Source organism: Mycobacterium sp. AMU20-3851, from assembly GCF_043974665.1.
Taxonomy (GTDB): domain Bacteria; phylum Actinomycetota; class Actinomycetes; order Mycobacteriales; family Mycobacteriaceae; genus Mycobacterium.
This window is the reverse complement of record NZ_CP146371.1, coordinates 1,317,090-1,331,865: the sequence shown is the minus strand read 5'-3', so window position 1 is coordinate 1,331,865 and position 14,776 is coordinate 1,317,090. Positions and strand designations below refer to the sequence as shown.

Below are 14,776 nucleotides of genomic sequence, written 5' to 3'. Positions count from 1 at the left end.
ACCCGCTACCCCTTCACCGCGCCGGAGGTCAACCCGGCCACGATCCGTCGCTGAAAAATGAGAACAAAGATGATGATCGGCACGGTGATGACCATCGCGCCCGCCGCGATCGACCCGGTCGGTTCCTCGAACTGCGAACTGCCGGTGAAGTTGGCGATCGCCACCGGCGCGGTGATCGCCCGCTCGGTCGCGGTCAGCGACAACGCGAGCAGCAGGTCGTTCCAGGCGAAGATGAACACCAGGATGGCGGCGGTGACGATCCCGGGCGCGGCCAGCGGCGCGATCACCTTGCGGAAGGCCTGCCCCGGTGTGGCGCCGTCCATCTTCGCGGCCTTCTCCAGATCCCAGGGGATCTCCTTGAAGAAGGCGCTCATGGTGTAGATCGCCAGCGGCAGCGCGAAGGTGATGTACGGAATGATCAGGCCGGGCCAGGTGTCGAACAGCCCGAGCCGGCGCTCGATGTTGAAGATCGGTGTGACCAGGGAGATCTGCGGGAACATCGCGATCAGCAGGGCGACGCCGACCAACAGTTTCTTTCCGGGGAACGCCAAGCGGGCGATCGCGTAGGCGGCCATCCCGCCGATCGTCACCGCGATCACGGTGGTGATCAGCCCGACGCCGATCGAGTTGACCAGCGCCGAGGTGAACATGTTCCCCTCGAAGATGGCCTTGTAGTTGGCGAAGGTGATCTCCGACGGAATCAGCTTGCCGTCCTTGACCGTTGACGTCGGCTTCAGCGACAACGACAGGATCCACAGCACCGGGAACAACGCGTACAGCACGACGAGCACGTTGACGACCGCCCAGCCGGTCACGCGGCGGGCACCCACGTTGTCCGCCATCTAGCGACCCCCCTCGGCAGTGTCGTCGCTGCCGGGCGCGGCAGCTCCGAAGATCTTGATGAAGATGAAGGCGATGACCGCCACGCACAGGAAGATCAGCACGCTGATGGCCGAACCCAGTCCGAGGTTGAACGCCTTGAACAAGTTGTCGTAACCCAGGATCGACACCGAGCCGGTGTCGTTGGCGCCGCCGGTCAGCACGTAGATGTTGTCGAAGATCCGGAACGCGTCCAGGGTGCGGAACAGCAGCGCGACCAGGATGGCCGGCTTGATCAGCGGCAGGATGATCTTGGTCAGCCGCGTCCAGGGCCCGGCCCCGTCGACCTGGGCCGCGTTCAGCAGATCCTGCGGCACCAGCGCCAGACCGGCCAGCAGCAGCAGCGCCATGAACGGCGTCGTCTTCCAGACCTCGGCCAGCACCACGATCGCCAGTGACGGCAGCTGTTCGGTCAGCGGTGCGCTGCCGTCGGGCAACAGGTTGGCCAGATAACCGGTGCCCGGGGTCCATGCGTAGTACCAGCTGTAGGACGCCGCCACGGTCACGATGCCGTACGGCACCAGGATCGCGGTGCGCACGGTGCCCTTGCCGAAAATGGTGCGGTGCATGACCAGTGCCAACGCCATGCCGAGCGCGAACTCGATGGCCACCGAGACGACGGTGATGCCCAGCGTCACGACGAACGCCGTCCACCAGTACCGGTCGGACAGGATGGTGACGTAATTGTCGAGTCCGACGAACTCGGTGTCATCGGGGGCGGCCAGGTTATAGCGCTGCAGGCTCAGCCACACCGCATAGACGATCGGGTAGGCCGTCACCGCCAGCATCAGCAGAACGGCCGGACTGATCAGCCAGAAGGCCAGCCGCCGCTGCGATGCGAGGTCATCGGTCTGGGTCGTGGTGGTCACGGGATGAGCCCCTTGCCGTCGATGGCCTTCTGCACCTGCTCGGCCAGCTCGTCGGCGGTGCGTTCGGGGTCGATCTGGTTGATCGGCGCCAGCGTGGCCGAGATGCGGGTCGACACCGACTGATACACCGGCGTGGCCGGGCGGACGGCGGCGTTGGTGAGCTGCTGCCGGATGATCTCGTACTGCGGGTACTTCTCCTGGAACGCCGGGTCGTCGTACAACGAGGCCCGCACCGCGGGCAGGCCGCCCTCCACCGAGGTGTAGCGCTGGTTCTCGACGTTGCGCAGGCACCGGATGGCCTCGAACGCCTCGGCCTTGTGCTGGGTGTTCTTACCGACCGCGAGGTTCAGACCGCCGAGCGTCACCCGGGCGGGCTCCCCGTCGCGCACACCCGGGAAGGGCGCGAAACCGAACACCTTCTTGCTTGCCTCGTAGGCGATGTCGAACTGCTCATCGGTCGGCGAGAAGCTGCCCGCATCGTTGATCGCCCCGTCCAGGGCCGGATCCTCGTTGAGCGGCAGGAAGGCCACGCCGCCCTTGACGGCGTTCTCCAGCATGGAGGGCAGCACGAACGGCCAGTTGACCTCGAGTGCGGCTTTGCCCTGCTCCAGCGCCAGGCGCGCGGTGCCCTCGTCGGTCTGGGTGATCGACGGGTCCGCGCCCGGGGCGGTGGCAACGTCTTTGATGATCTGCAGCGCCTTGACCGTGGCGGCGCGGTGTTCGGGGGTGTCGGTCAGTGTGACGGTTTTGCCGTCATCGGAAAGAACCCGTCCGCCGGCGCTTTCCAGCAGGGTGTTGAACCACACCACCAGGCCCTCGTACTGCTTGCCCTGCACCGCAATCCAGCTGGGGCCGCCCGCGGCGTACTGACGCTTGGCCTCGGCCACCGCCTGGTCCCAGGTCGCCGGCGGAGCATCCATCAAATCCGCACGGTACCAAAGCAATTGGGTGTTCGTGGTGATCGGCGCGGCGTACAGCTTGTCCTGCCACTTCGCGGTCTCCAGCGGGCCGGGCAAGGTGTTCTCTGTCGCGTCGGCCTCGGCCTGACCGGCCGGATCATCCGACAGTGGCAACGCCCAGCCGGCCTCGGCGAACTCCGCCGTCCAGACCACGTCGAGGGCCATCACGTCGAGCGATTTGTCGTTGCCGGTGAGCCGGCGCGCCAGTTGCAGTCGCTGATCGTCGGCGCCCTTGGGCAACGACACCTGCTTGATGTTGAACCGGTCGCCGAGTTCCTCGTTGCACTTCTGCGCCACCGCGGTGAACGTCGCCATCTCGTTCGCTGGTGTGTAGTAACTGATCACGATGCCGTCGTCGTCCGCGCCGCACGCGGTGGCCACCGACCCGGCCGTCACCGCGGCCATCACCGCAGCACAGAGTCGTCGATTGAGCACTACCGGCCTCCGTCTGCATCGATGTCGCCGGGGCCAAACCCCCGCGGGGCAAACCGTAGAGCCCTATGCACGCAATTTGCAACCGTTTCCCCGGCGCGTTGCCTTTCAGATCGTCAAGCGCGCCAGCAGATCCCGTCCCTGCTCCGCACTCTGCGGGTCGCAGAGCACGTCGTAGCGGCCCGCCACCAGTTGCATGGTGGAGCTGAAATCCCTTGTGCCGCGCGCCATCGCGTACGGAATGGCCGACGTGATCAGGCCGAAGAAGACACCGGCGATCAGGCCGGTGGCCAGCGCGCCCCAGGGGCTGGGGCTGAAGAAGCCCAGGATCAGGCCGATGAACAGACCCAGCCAGGCGCCCGAAAGCACCCCACCGCCGAGCACCTTCGGCCAGGACAGCCGGCCGGTCACCCGTTCCACCTGCATCAGGTCGACACCGACGATGGTGACCTGCTGGACCGGAAACTGTTGGTCGGAGAGGTAATCCACCGCGCGCTGCGCCTCGGCGTAGGTGGGATAGGCCCCGATCGGCCAGCCCTTGGGCGGAGTCGGCAACGCCGCGGGGTTACGGCCTCCCGTCCGCGCGCCGGGGTTCTGGCGGGGCTGCATCGGTCCGCTCATGGCTACTCGTTCTCCTTCGTTGGCGTCGGCGCCGGCCGACGTGCACAGACGGGTACGCGTCCATCGGGTTCGATGAACAACCCTAGTCCCAGCGGAGCCCGCATGTGGCCTGGCCTGGGCATGAATCACGCCGGGGACCAGCACGTACGCTACGTTTGCAGGATGAGCAATCCGGGTGAGGACAAGGACGCGACACCACCATCGGATGCGGGTTCCGGTTCCGAGCCGACCGCCGCCGGGTACGAGGCCCCACCGATCGAGCAGACCCCGCCGTCGGGCCCCAGTTACCCGCCGCCGCCGGCGTACGGCAGCTACGACCCGCCGCCTGCGTATCAGCAACCCGATCCCGCAGCGCAATTCCCGCCGCCGGGCCAGGGCGCCCCCGGTTTCCCGCCGCCATACCCCCCGCCGGGACAGGGCGGCCCCGACTACGCGGGCACGGGCTATCCCCCGCCACCACCCGGCTACGGGGCACCCCAGGGTCCGCCGGGATTCGGGGCACCACAGTTCGGCACGCCCCCGCCTCCCGGGTATCCCCCGGTGCCACCGCCCTACGGTGCGGCCCCCGGCTACGGCGGTTACGGTGCGCCGCAGCCGTCCGGCACGAACTCGTTGGCGATCGGGTCGTTGATCGCCTCGCTCGTCGGCGTCATCTGCGGGATCGGGTCCATCATCGGGATCGTGCTCGGCGTCATCGCCCTCAACCAGATCAAGCAGAGCAACCAGGGCGGCCGCGGGTTGGCGATCGCCGGCATCGCCGTCGGCGGGCTGTCCCTGGTGATCAGCCTCGTGTGGGCCTTCGCGCTGCTGTGAGCGAGGGCCCACCGCAGCCCGCACCGGGCGATCCGGGAAGCCCGGTGGACTATCCGGCCGACGTCGGTCTGCCGCCGCCGGTCTACCCGGGACCTCCCGGCTATCCCGTCTACCCCGGTCTGACCCCGTACCCCGTCAAACCGCCGGGTACCAACGGCAAAGCTATCGCCGCGCTGGTCTGTGCCCTGGCCGGATTGCCGTTCTGCGGTGTCCCGTCGGTGGCCGGTCTGGTGTTCGGCGTCATCGCGATGCGTGAGACCGGGCGCACCGGCCAGGACGGTTACGGCCTCGCCGTGGCCGGCGCCGTCATCGGCGGCCTGACGACCGCCGGGCTGGTGCTGCTGGCGCTGCTGTGGATCGGCGTGCTCGTCAGCGGCTTCACCCTGGCCTAGGCGGGCGGCTGATACGGCGCGGTCGAGCGCGACATGCCCGCGGCCCTGCCCTTGCCCGCCACCACCAGCGCCATCTTCCGGCTGGCCTCGTCGATCATCTCGTCACCGAGCATCACCGCGCCGCGCGCCCCGCCGGCCGCCGAGGTGTGCCATTCGTAGGCCTCCAGGATCAGCTCGGCATGGTCGTAGTCGGCCTGGCGCGGGCTGAACAGTTCATTGCCCGCGGCGATCTGATCCGGGTGCAGCACCCACTTCCCGTCGTAGCCCAACGCCGCCGACCGCCCGGCCACCCGGCGGAATCCCTCGACGTCGCGCACCTTCACATACGGTCCGTCGATCGCGTTGATACCGCGCGCCCGGGCCGCCACCAGGATCTTCATCAGCACGTGATGATGGGCGTCGCCCAGGTCGTAGCCCTCGGGTTGCCCGCCGACCTCGAGGGTGCGCATGTTCAGGCTGGCCGCCATGTCGCCGGGCCCCAGCACGAGGGCCTGCACCCGCGGTGCGGCGGCGATGGCGTCGACATTGGTCAGCCCCAACGCGTCCTCGATCTGCGCTTCGATGCCGATCCGGCCGACCGGCAGGCCGTGCACGGTCTCCAGCTGGGTCAGCAGCAGATCCAGTGCGTGCACGTGGGTCGCGTCGGACACCTTGGGCAGCACGATGATGTCGAGCACCGAACCGGCGGTGGCGACCACCTCGATGACGTCGGCGTGCGTCCACGGCGTGGTCCAGTCGTTGACCCGGACACCTTTCAACGACCCCGAGCCGATCCCCCGGCCGCTCCGCTCCAGCCCGCCGGGCGACCAGCCCGGCTCCATCAGCGCGGCGGCCACCCGGGACCGGGCATCGGCCTTGGCGTCGGGGGCCACCGCGTCCTCCAGATCCAGGAAGACCTGGTCGGCGGCCAGCGTTTTGGCCTTCTCAATCATCTTGTCGCTACTGCCCGGAACAGACAGACACGTCCGGCGGGGGCGATACACGTTGTCCACGCCCCCAGTCTCTACGCTCTAGATCATGGCGGCGGTTACCAGGGTCTATGCGGCCCGCCTGGCGGGGATGGTCGTCCTCGGCCCGGACGGTGAGTCGATCGGCCGTGTCCGCGACGTGGTGGTGAGCATCAGCATCGTCCGCCAGCAGCCGCGCGTCCTCGGGCTCGTGGTCGAATTGCTCACCCGCCGAAGGATTTTCGTGCCGATCCTGCGGGTCACGGCGATCGAGCCGCATGCCGTCACGCTGACCACCGGCAACGTGTCGCTGCGCCGGTTCAGCCAGCGTCCCGGTGAGGTGCTCGCGTTGGGTCAGGTGCTGGAGACCCGCGTCCGTGTCGATGACCCCGATCTGGAGCAGTTGACCGGGCTCGACGTCGTCGTGGTCGATCTCGGGATCGAGCAGACCCGCACCCGGGACTGGGTGGTGACCAAGGTGGCCGTGCGGCCGCAGCGGCGGCTCGGCCGGCGCAGCAACGTCTACGCCGTCGACTGGCAACACGTCCAGGGCCTGACGCCGTCCGGGCTGGCGATGCCCGACCAGGGGGTCGCGCAGCTGCTGGAGCAGTTCCAGGGGCAGCGGCCGATCGAGGTGGCCGACGCGGTCCGCGAGTTGCCGCCCAAACGACGTTTCGAAGTCGTCAACGCCCTCGATGACGAGCGGCTGGCCGACGTGCTGCAGGAACTGCCCGAGGATGAGCAGGTGGCCGTGCTGCGGCAGTTGAAGACCGAGCGCGCCGCCGACGTGCTGGAGGCCATGGATCCCGACGACGCGGCCGATCTGCTGGGCGCGATGGCGCCGGCCGATGCCGAGCAGTTCCTGCGCCGGATGGACCCCGAGGACTCCGAGGATGTCCGGCGACTGCTCAGCCACTCCCCGAACACCGCCGGCGGCCTGATGACCTCGGAGCCGGTGGTGCTGGCACCGGACACCACGGTCGCCGAAGCGCTGGCCCGGGTGCGTGACCCCGACCTGACCCCGGCCCTGGCCTCCCTGGTTTTCGTGGTGCGGCCACCGACCGCCACCCCGACCGGTCACTACCTGGGGTGTGTCCATCTGCAGCGGCTGCTGCGGGAGCCGCCCGCCACGTTGGTCAGCGGCATCATCGACACCGATCTGCCCAGCCTGCGGCCGGAGGTGACGCTGGGGGCGCTGACCCGCTACTTCGCCGCCTACAACCTGGTGTGTGGGCCGGTGGTCGACGAGGAGAATCACCTGCTCGGCGCGGTGTCGGTCGACGACGTGCTCGACCACCTGCTGCCCGGCGACTGGCGCGAAGGTGAGAGCGAGCCGGTCATCATGCCCGCGGGGAAGACGTCATGACCGATACCCGGCGTATCGACACCCCGCGGATGTCCCGCCGGCGCTTCACCCCGCAGTTCGACGTCGAGGCGGCCGGCCGCTTCGGCGAATCCTTCGCCCGGTTCCTGGGCACCGGCCGCTATCTGGCGATCCAGACGGTGTTCGTCGTGGTGTGGATCCTGCTGAACCTGTCGGCGCTGACCCTGCAGTGGGATCCGTACCCGTTCATCCTGTTGAACCTGGCTTTCTCCACCCAGGCCGCGTACGCGGCGCCGCTGATCCTGCTCGCCCAGAACCGCCAGGAGAACCGGGACCGGGTGGCGCTGGAGGAGGACCGCCGGCGCGCCGAGCAGACCAAGGCCGACACCGAATTCCTGGCCCGCGAGTTGGCCGCGCTGCGATTGGCCGTCGGCGAAGTCGCCACCCGCGATTACCTGCGCCGGGAACTCGAAGAACTGCGCGACATGCTGGTCGAGTTGGTGCCGCCCAAGCCCAAGAAGCAGAAGGGCAAGCGGTCAGCCGAGGCCGACGGTGGCGAATCCGACCCCGCCCCGGAAGCGCCGTGATCGTGATTGCATGCCATTGCCGCACCACGGCCGGGGCCGAGTAGGTATGGTGACCTGGTTCACAAGCGGTCGGGTCCGGCAAATCTAGGACGGTTGAGTGGTCAAAGCGGCAGCCTCCGCTCTCGCCGCAGCGCGGCATGGGGCAGAGCGGGTGATGCGTACGGTGGCTGAGTCCGCGCCGAGTACCCGGGGGTTGCTGGGTCTCGCCGTGATCAGCCCGTTGGTTCTCACGCTGGGCGTCGGTGCCTCGGCACCGGTCGCAAAGCCGGTCCTGGAGACGACGGTGACCCCGCTCGCGGCGGTGGTCCCCACTTCCGACGGCGAGTCCGGCGTCAGCGTGGTCGCGGCCAAGAAGGTCCCTCGACCGTTCCAGACCGCGGGCACCGCACTGTCCGCGCCGCCGCCGACCGCCGTGGTCACATCTCCGGGCAGCCTTCGCATTCCGACGGTCGCCCTGAACGCCTACCGCAACGCCGAACGGATGATGGCCGCCTCCGCCCCGGGCTGCGGCATGAGCTGGAACCTGCTCGCCGGCATCGGCCGGATCGAATCCATGCACGCCAACGGCGGCGCCACCGACGCCCAGGGCACCGCGGCGAGGCCCATCCTGGGGCCGGTGCTGGACGGCTCGCTGCCCGGTAACGAGATCATCGTGCAGAGCCGCAACAACGACCGGGTGACCTACGCCCGGGCGATGGGCCCGATGCAGTTCCTGCCCGGCACCTGGTCGCGGTATGCCTCCGACGGCAACGGTGACGGCAAGACCGAGGTGCAGAACCTGTACGACGCGACGCTGGCCGCGGCGCGCTACCTGTGCAGCGGCGGGCTGAGCATGCGTGACCAGAACCAGGTGATGACGGCGATCCTGCGCTACAACAACTCCGTCGCCTACGCCCGCAACGTGCTCGGCTGGGCCGCCGCCTACGCGACCGGCGTGGTCCCGGTGGACCTGCCGCCCATCACCGGTTCGGTCCCGCAGCTCAGGGACGCCAATGTGCATCTGAACGCCGAGGCCGAGGGCCTCGGCCCCGGGCTGCCGCTGAATGCGCTCGGGTTGCCGTCGAACGACCCGATGGCCGTGATGCCGTTCTTCGATCTGGGCCGCGCCAACGTCGCCGACCGGTTGCCGGTGCCGCCCGGACCTGATCAGCCCACCGCGGTGCCGAACTGCTCGGTGTTCTGTATCGGAGAGAACACCCCGGCCCCGGCAGCACCGCCGGCACCGTTCAACCCATTCGCTCCGCCGCCGGCCGCGGCACCGTTCAATCCGTTCGCACCGCCACCCGCCGCCGCACCCCCGGCCCCGGCCGCGCCGTTCAATCCGTTCGCACCGCCACCGGCCGCACCCCCGGCGCCGGTTGCGGGAGCGGTCGGCCCCGGCGCCCCGCTCGGCCCCCTGCCCGGCCCCGCGGCCTGAGCGTCCTGAAGGTCGCACCCGAAAGCCCGGGTCGGTAGGCGCGGCCTACACTCGCGGATGATGTCCTCGCCTAATACCGACCTCGAAGCAGCGGTCCGCTCCGCGCTCGTCAAGGTCGTCGACCCTGAACTGCGCCGCCCGATCACCGAGGTCGGCATGGTCAAAGACGTCACCGTCGACGCCGACTCCGGCGTGCACGTCGAGATCTACCTGACCACCTCGGCCTGCCCGAAGAAGGCGGAGATCGTGGACAAGGTGACCGCGGCCGTCACCGACGTCCCGGGCACCGGCGCGGTCAAGGTCAGCCTCGACGTCATGAACGACGAGCAGCGCGCCGAACTGCGCAAGCTGCTGCGCGGCGACTCCCGCGAGCCGGTGATCCCGTTCGCCCAGCCGAACTCGCTGACCCGGGTCTACGCGGTGGCCTCGGGCAAGGGCGGTGTCGGAAAGTCCAGTGTCACGGTCAATCTCGCGGCTGCGCTGGCCGCGCGCGGGCTGTCGGTCGGCGTGCTCGATGCCGATATCTACGGCCATTCGGTGCCGCGGATGATGGGCATCGTGGACCGGCCCACCCAGGTCGACTCGATGATCCTGCCGCCGATCGCGCATGACGTGAAGGTCATCTCGATCGCCATGTTCACCCAGGGCAACACCCCGGTGGTGTGGCGCGGACCGATGCTGCACCGCGCGCTGCAGCAGTTCCTGGCCGACGTCTACTGGGGCGATCTGGACGTGCTGCTGCTCGACCTGCCGCCGGGCACCGGTGATATCGCCATCTCGGTGTCCCAGCTGATCCCGGGGGCGGAGATCCTGGTCGTCACCACTCCGCAGTCGGCCGCGGCCGAGGTCGCCGAGCGGGCCGGGGCGATCGCGCTGCAGACCCGCCAGCGCATCGTCGGCGTGGTGGAGAACATGGCCGGGCTGACCCTGCCCGACGGCACCACGATGAACATCTTCGGTGAGGGCGGCGGCGCGCAGGTCTCGGCCTCGCTGACCCGCTCCGTCGGCGCCGAGGTGCCGCTGCTGGGCCAGGTGCCGCTGGAGCCGGAGCTGGTGTCCGCTGGTGATTCCGGGGTGCCGCTGGTGCTGTCGAAGCCGGACTCCCCCGCCGCCAAGGAGCTGCGCAAGATCGCCGATGGACTCGGCGCCCGCAAGCGCGGTCTGGCCGGTATGTCGCTGGGGCTGGATCCCGCCGGCCGGTAGGTTCCTGCCAGGCCCGCCGAGATCGACGAAAAGGCGGACTCCGCCCCGTACTTCGGCGCCCGCTTGTTCGTTTGGGCGCGCAGCTGAAGCTAGGTGGCGTCGGCGTCGAAGCGGGTGACGCCGGGCTGGGCCGGGGCAGACGGCGGCGGCGGTGCCGGGGGCGCGGGCGGCTGGGCCGGCTTGGGCGCATCCGAGGACACCGGTTTGACCGGCTTGTCGAAGTTTCCGGTCAGGAACGAGTCATCACCGTCGAGCAGATGCTTGGTCAGCGCGGCGCGCGGCGTCATGCCCCGCAGCTTCTGCAGTTCGCTCAGCGGTTCCCGCAGATCCTCGAACTCCGGGCCGAGGTCCTGGCGCAGCTGATTGGTGGCGCCGCTGAGGTACTCGCGCGCCTGCCGCACCGCACCGGAGGTCCACCGGATCGCGCCGGGTAGCCGTTCGGGGCCGAGGATGACCAGACCGGCCACCACCAGCAGCAGCATCTCGCCCCAACCGACGTTCGCGAACATGTCAGGCCGCGCCGTCGCCGATCGGAGTGACGGTCAGGGTGACCCGGCGTCCGTCGCGGACCACCTCGATCGGTGCGGGCTCGCCGATCTTGAGCTGGCGGACGGCGACGACGAACTCGTCGGCGTCGGCCACGTCGCGGCCACCCACCTTGACCACCACATCGTTCTCCAGGATGCCGCCCTGCTCGGCGGGACCGCCGGCCTTGACGTCGGCGATCTGCGCGCCGGAGGCCAGGTCGTTGCTCACCGACCGTGCCGTCAGACCCAGGGTCGGATGCGAGATCCTGCCGGCCTCGATCAGCTTCTGCACCACGTCCTTGACCTCGTTGACCGGGATGGCGAACCCGAGGCCGCTGGCGCTGTCGGACAACGACTTTCCGGCGGTGTTGATGCCGATGACCTCCGCGGCCATGTTGATCAACGGGCCACCGGAGTTGCCGTGGTTGATGGAGGCGTCGGTCTGCACGCCGTCGATGACGGTGTCGGTGTCCGACCCGTCACCGGACAGCGGGATGGGCCGGTGCAGCGCACTGATGATGCCGTGGGTCACGGTGCTGCGCAGGCCCAGCGGGGCACCGGCCGCGATCACCTGCTCGCCGACCTGAAGTTTCTCCGAATCCCCCAGGCGGGCGACGCTGAGGTTGTCGACATTGTCGACCTTGATCACCGCCAGGTCGGTCTTGGGATCACGGCCCACGAGGTTGGCCGGGACCTCCTTGCCGTCGTTGAACACGACGGTCATCTTGTACTTGGCCGGGTCGGACGCGGCCTCGGAGATCACGTGGTTGTTGGTGACGATGTAGCCGCGGCCGTCGATCACCACGCCGGAGCCCTGCGACCCGGACTGGTCGCTGGTGGCCTCGATGGTGACCACCGAATCGGCAACGGCGGCAGCGACTTCGGCGAACTGCCCGGCGGGCTCGGCCGGGCGGTCGCTGGTCTCCAGGGTGACCTTGGAGGTGGTGAACGCCTCGACCACCTCGGCGGTCTTGCGGCCGACGACACCGCCCAGCGCACCGATGACCAGCGCGATAATCGCCAGGACCACCAGTGCGACGGCCGAGACCCGACGGCCGAACAGCACATCGCGGACACCCAACTTGCCCTGCGGTGCCTGCACGACGGTCGGTCCGCTGGGCGAGACGGCCGGGGAACCCAGCGCCACGGCGGCGGCCGGGTCGCGCCACGGATCGTCGACCTCGTCATCATCGACGTCCCGTTCGGCTTCCAATGCTCCGGCGTCGGCCGGATGGCGCTGCAGCGAGTCACCGCCGGCATAGGGCCGACCGAACGCCTCGGCCAGCACCGGGTCGGGAGACAGATTCTTGGGGGTGTATTCACCCTGGTCGCGGTGCTTGTCCGCGCCGAGGAAGGAGCCGCTCACGCCGTCGGGCCGGCCGAAGGCACGCTGCTGCGCCGGGTCGACCGGCGGACGCGAAACCGGACGGGGCGCCAGACGGGGATTGCTGCCCGATTGGTCCTGATTGGTCACCCGTGCATCACTCCCCGTTCAAGCGCGCGCCACCGACGGCACCCGCGACTGATCGTCCTGGCATCAACCCTACCGGCGCTTACGCCGAGCGCGACCTGTGCCTTCGACGAGGTGCTGGGGCGTTTCCTCGGTGGGTGTCACCGGGGTGCGGTCGGGTATCTGGGACAACAGACCCAGCAACGAGTTGGGCATGGCGATCGGACAGGCCTCCCGTAACGCGGACCGGGCCTGGCGCTGCGCATCCACTTCGTTGGCGCACTGCGGGCACAAAGACAGATGGTGCCCGGCCCGCAAGTGGGCGGTCATCCGCAGTTCACCGTCCACGTAGGCCGCGATGGCCTCGGTGGAGAGATGCTCGGTGGAGCCGAACTGGCGTGGACCGACGGGCTCATTGCTCTGCGACGCGAACTGAGCGGGAAGCCAGGAGAACGCACGACGGAACACATCGCCCGGGTCTGCCATCACCCGACTCCTTTCGGACCGCCCCGCTTCGCACTCTGCTCATTTGAATGTAGCGCGGCAGGCCGCACCTCACATCCATCATGATCAGGCAGAAGCGCTGAGCTCCTCCGAATGCTTGGCCAGATGTTCGCGCAAGGCCTGCCGACCACGGTGGATCCGGCTACGGACGGTGCCGAGCTTCACACCGAGGGTGGCGCCGATCTCCTCGTAGGACAGCCCCTCGATGTCACACAGGACCACCGCGGCGCGGAACTCCGGCGGCAGCGAGTCCAGCGCGGCCTGCAGGTCCGGGCCCAGCCGCGAGTCGTGGTAGATCTGCTCGGGGTTGGGGTCGTCGGCCGGCACGCGGTCGTAGTCCTCGGGCAGCGCTTCCATCCGGATGCGCGTGCGGCGACGCACCATGTCCAGGAACAGGTTGGTGGTGATGCGGTGCAGCCAGCCCTCGAAGGTGCCCGGCTGGTAGTTCTGCAGCGAGCGGAACACCCGGATGAAGGTCTCCTGGGTGAGGTCCTCGGCGTCCTGCTGGTTGCCCGAGAGGCGGTAGGCCAGTCGGTACACCCGGTCCGCGTGCTGGCGGACCAGTTCGTCCCAGGACGGCATGGCGGCCTTGTCGCCGGTGGCGTCGAACACCGCGGTACCGACGAGTTCGTCGGAGGGCTCCACCCAGTCGCCGTCGGTGTACTGCTCCAGGTGAGGCATCGAGACAGGAGATGCACCGGCGGGAGCGACCGGGTTGGCGGTGACAGAGGGTGTGGTGATCGTCAGATCCTCCATATCAGGGGTGCAGACCACGGTGACGCGGGTCTGCTGCGCGTTGTCGAAAGCGTTGCCGATGGAAACGTGGCCGAGGCCATCCGTATTCCGTGCTCGCAAGCTGTCGCCGTGTTCCATGGGAAGTACCGTCTCCGACCGGGGTGTGCCTGGCATATGAGCAAACTGAACAAAACCTGAGAAAGCAGATACCCGGTCGACGACCAGGGAAAACCCGGCGATTCCAGGTGTGATTTACCCATCACAGGCGGGCGTGTCGCGACTCGGGCGATCCGGGTTCGGCCTACGCTGCGGGCATGGCCAGCACCGACGATTCCGCTCGCGCCCTGTCGATCGTCTCGCACGCGGAGCAGTCGATCAGCGAGGACGAGGTGACCGCCGCTGCCCGTGACCGTGCCGTGGACAGCGGCGCCGGCGCCGTCACCCCGGCCGTCGGGGCGCTGCTGAGCGTGCTGGCCCGGCTCACCGGGGCCAAGGCGGTGGTCGAGGTCGGCACCGGCGCGGGGGTCAGCGGTTTGTGGTTGCTGGCCGGGATGCGCGAAGACGGAGTCCTGACCACGATCGATGTCGAGCCCGAGTACCAGCGGCTGGCCAAGCAGGCGTTCAGCGAGGCGGGCGTCGGCCCGTCCCGCACGCGGCTGATCAGCGGCCGCGCCCAGGAGGTGCTGCCCCGACTGGCCGACGAGTCCTACGATCTGGTCTTCATCGATGCCGTCCCGACCGATCAGCCGCAGTTCGTGGCCGAGGCGGTGCGCCTGCTGCGCCCAGGTGGCGCCATCGTGGTGCACCGTGCCGCGCTCGGCGGCCGCGCCGGTGATGCATCGGCCAACGACGCCGAGGTCAGCGCGGTGCGAGAGGCAGCCCGGCTGATCGCCGAGGACGAGCGGTTCACCCCGGTGTTGATCCCGCTCGGCGACGGTCTGCTCGCCGCCGCACGCGACTGACCTTTTGCCGGCGCCCTCCCGCCCTCCTGTCCCGCGAGCAGACGTAAAACTGACCAAAATCGCCCGAAAAAGGGCAGGTATGCGTCTGCTCACCGTTGTATCCACAGGCACCGCAGCCCCGTCCTTGGTTGAACGTCGACCACCGCCGACGATCC

Annotated in this window: 16 protein-coding genes; 7 read left to right on the top strand and 9 right to left on the bottom strand. The window is 69.0% G+C overall.

Annotation, left to right across the window (positions count from 1 at the left end; translation table 11 throughout):
* Positions 1 to 5: 5 nt before the first annotated feature.
* From V4U86_RS06615 to V4U86_RS06600, 4 genes are all read right to left on the bottom strand, one after another.
* Positions 6 to 830 (bottom strand): carbohydrate ABC transporter permease, encoded by an 825-nt coding sequence (locus V4U86_RS06615; protein ID WP_395311933.1) that lies wholly within the window; start codon positions 828 to 830, stop codon positions 6 to 8.
* 12 nt (positions 831 to 842) lie between these two features.
* Entirely contained in the window at positions 843 to 1,748 is a 906-nt protein-coding gene (locus V4U86_RS06610; RefSeq protein WP_395310483.1) for a carbohydrate ABC transporter permease, read from the bottom strand.
* A complete protein-coding gene (locus V4U86_RS06605) occupies positions 1,745 to 3,142 on the bottom strand; it encodes an ABC transporter substrate-binding protein (RefSeq protein ID WP_395310482.1) in 1,398 nt (465 codons plus the stop codon). Before V4U86_RS06605 ends, V4U86_RS06610 begins: the two co-directional genes overlap by 4 nt.
* 105 nt (positions 3,143 to 3,247) lie before the next feature.
* Positions 3,248 to 3,760, bottom strand: coding sequence for a general stress protein (locus V4U86_RS06600; RefSeq protein WP_395310481.1), 513 nt, complete (start codon positions 3,758 to 3,760; stop codon positions 3,248 to 3,250).
* A gap of 162 nt (positions 3,761 to 3,922) precedes the next feature.
* Between V4U86_RS06600 and V4U86_RS06595 the strand changes: the two genes are divergently transcribed.
* Both V4U86_RS06595 and V4U86_RS06590 read left to right on the top strand, forming a co-directional pair.
* Positions 3,923 to 4,573 carry a DUF4190 domain-containing protein gene (locus V4U86_RS06595; protein ID WP_395310480.1) on the top strand — a complete coding sequence of 217 codons (651 nt, stop codon included), beginning with the start codon at positions 3,923 to 3,925 and terminating at the stop codon, positions 4,571 to 4,573.
* Positions 4,570 to 4,965 carry a DUF4190 domain-containing protein gene (locus V4U86_RS06590; protein WP_395310479.1) on the top strand — a complete coding sequence of 132 codons (396 nt, stop codon included), beginning with the start codon at positions 4,570 to 4,572 and terminating at the stop codon, positions 4,963 to 4,965. Before V4U86_RS06595 ends, V4U86_RS06590 begins: the two co-directional genes overlap by 4 nt.
* Here the strand turns inward: V4U86_RS06590 and V4U86_RS06585 are convergent.
* A complete protein-coding gene (locus tag V4U86_RS06585; protein WP_395310478.1) occupies positions 4,962 to 5,957 on the bottom strand; it encodes an HpcH/HpaI aldolase/citrate lyase family protein in 996 nt (331 codons plus the stop codon). The two genes, V4U86_RS06590 and V4U86_RS06585, sit on opposite strands and share 4 nt — an antisense overlap.
* Positions 5,958 to 5,982: 25 nt before the next feature.
* Here V4U86_RS06585 and V4U86_RS06580 point away from each other — a divergent pair, with 25 nt between their 5' ends.
* The 4 genes from V4U86_RS06580 (at position 5,983) to V4U86_RS06565 (ending at position 10,443) form a co-directional block, all read left to right on the top strand.
* Positions 5,983 to 7,278, top strand: a complete 1,296-nt coding sequence (locus V4U86_RS06580) for a magnesium transporter MgtE N-terminal domain-containing protein (RefSeq protein WP_395310477.1) — start codon at positions 5,983 to 5,985, stop codon at positions 7,276 to 7,278.
* Positions 7,275 to 7,823, top strand: a complete 549-nt coding sequence (locus V4U86_RS06575; protein WP_395310476.1) for a DUF1003 domain-containing protein — start codon at positions 7,275 to 7,277, stop codon at positions 7,821 to 7,823. The genes V4U86_RS06580 and V4U86_RS06575 overlap by 4 nt, the downstream gene beginning before the upstream one ends.
* A gap of 154 nt (positions 7,824 to 7,977) precedes the next feature.
* On the top strand, positions 7,978 to 9,240 hold the full coding sequence (locus V4U86_RS06570) for a lytic transglycosylase domain-containing protein (protein ID WP_395310475.1): 1,263 nt from the start codon (positions 7,978 to 7,980) through the stop codon (positions 9,238 to 9,240).
* Between the two features lie 60 nt (positions 9,241 to 9,300).
* Complete coding sequence (locus V4U86_RS06565) at positions 9,301 to 10,443, top strand: Mrp/NBP35 family ATP-binding protein (RefSeq protein ID WP_395310474.1); 1,143 nt, start codon at positions 9,301 to 9,303, stop codon at positions 10,441 to 10,443.
* An 89-nt stretch (positions 10,444 to 10,532) separates the two neighbouring features.
* Here the strand turns inward: V4U86_RS06565 and tatB are convergent, their stop codons facing one another.
* The 4 genes from tatB to sigE all read right to left on the bottom strand — a co-directional run bounded on the left by tatB (position 10,533) and on the right by sigE (position 13,680).
* Positions 10,533 to 10,952 carry a Sec-independent protein translocase protein TatB gene (gene tatB, locus V4U86_RS06560; protein WP_395310473.1) on the bottom strand — a complete coding sequence of 140 codons (420 nt, stop codon included), beginning with the start codon at positions 10,950 to 10,952 and terminating at the stop codon, positions 10,533 to 10,535.
* 1 nt (position 10,953) lies between these two features.
* The gene (htrA, locus tag V4U86_RS06555; protein ID WP_395310472.1) at positions 10,954 to 12,444 is read right to left on the bottom strand and encodes a serine protease HtrA; all 1,491 of its coding nucleotides are present in this window, start codon (positions 12,442 to 12,444) and stop codon (positions 10,954 to 10,956) included.
* A gap of 69 nt (positions 12,445 to 12,513) precedes the next feature.
* Positions 12,514 to 12,906 (bottom strand): anti-sigma E factor RseA, encoded by a 393-nt coding sequence (gene rseA / locus V4U86_RS06550; protein ID WP_395310471.1) that lies wholly within the window; start codon positions 12,904 to 12,906, stop codon positions 12,514 to 12,516.
* An 84-nt stretch (positions 12,907 to 12,990) separates the two neighbouring features.
* Positions 12,991 to 13,680, bottom strand: coding sequence for an RNA polymerase sigma factor SigE (gene sigE, locus V4U86_RS06545; RefSeq protein ID WP_395311932.1), 690 nt, complete (start codon positions 13,678 to 13,680; stop codon positions 12,991 to 12,993).
* Between the two features lie 293 nt (positions 13,681 to 13,973).
* On the opposite strand from sigE, the gene V4U86_RS06540 reads away from it, so the two are divergent.
* Entirely contained in the window at positions 13,974 to 14,621 is a 648-nt protein-coding gene (locus V4U86_RS06540; RefSeq protein ID WP_395310470.1) for an O-methyltransferase, read from the top strand.
* Positions 14,622 to 14,776: the final 155 nt, after the last annotated feature.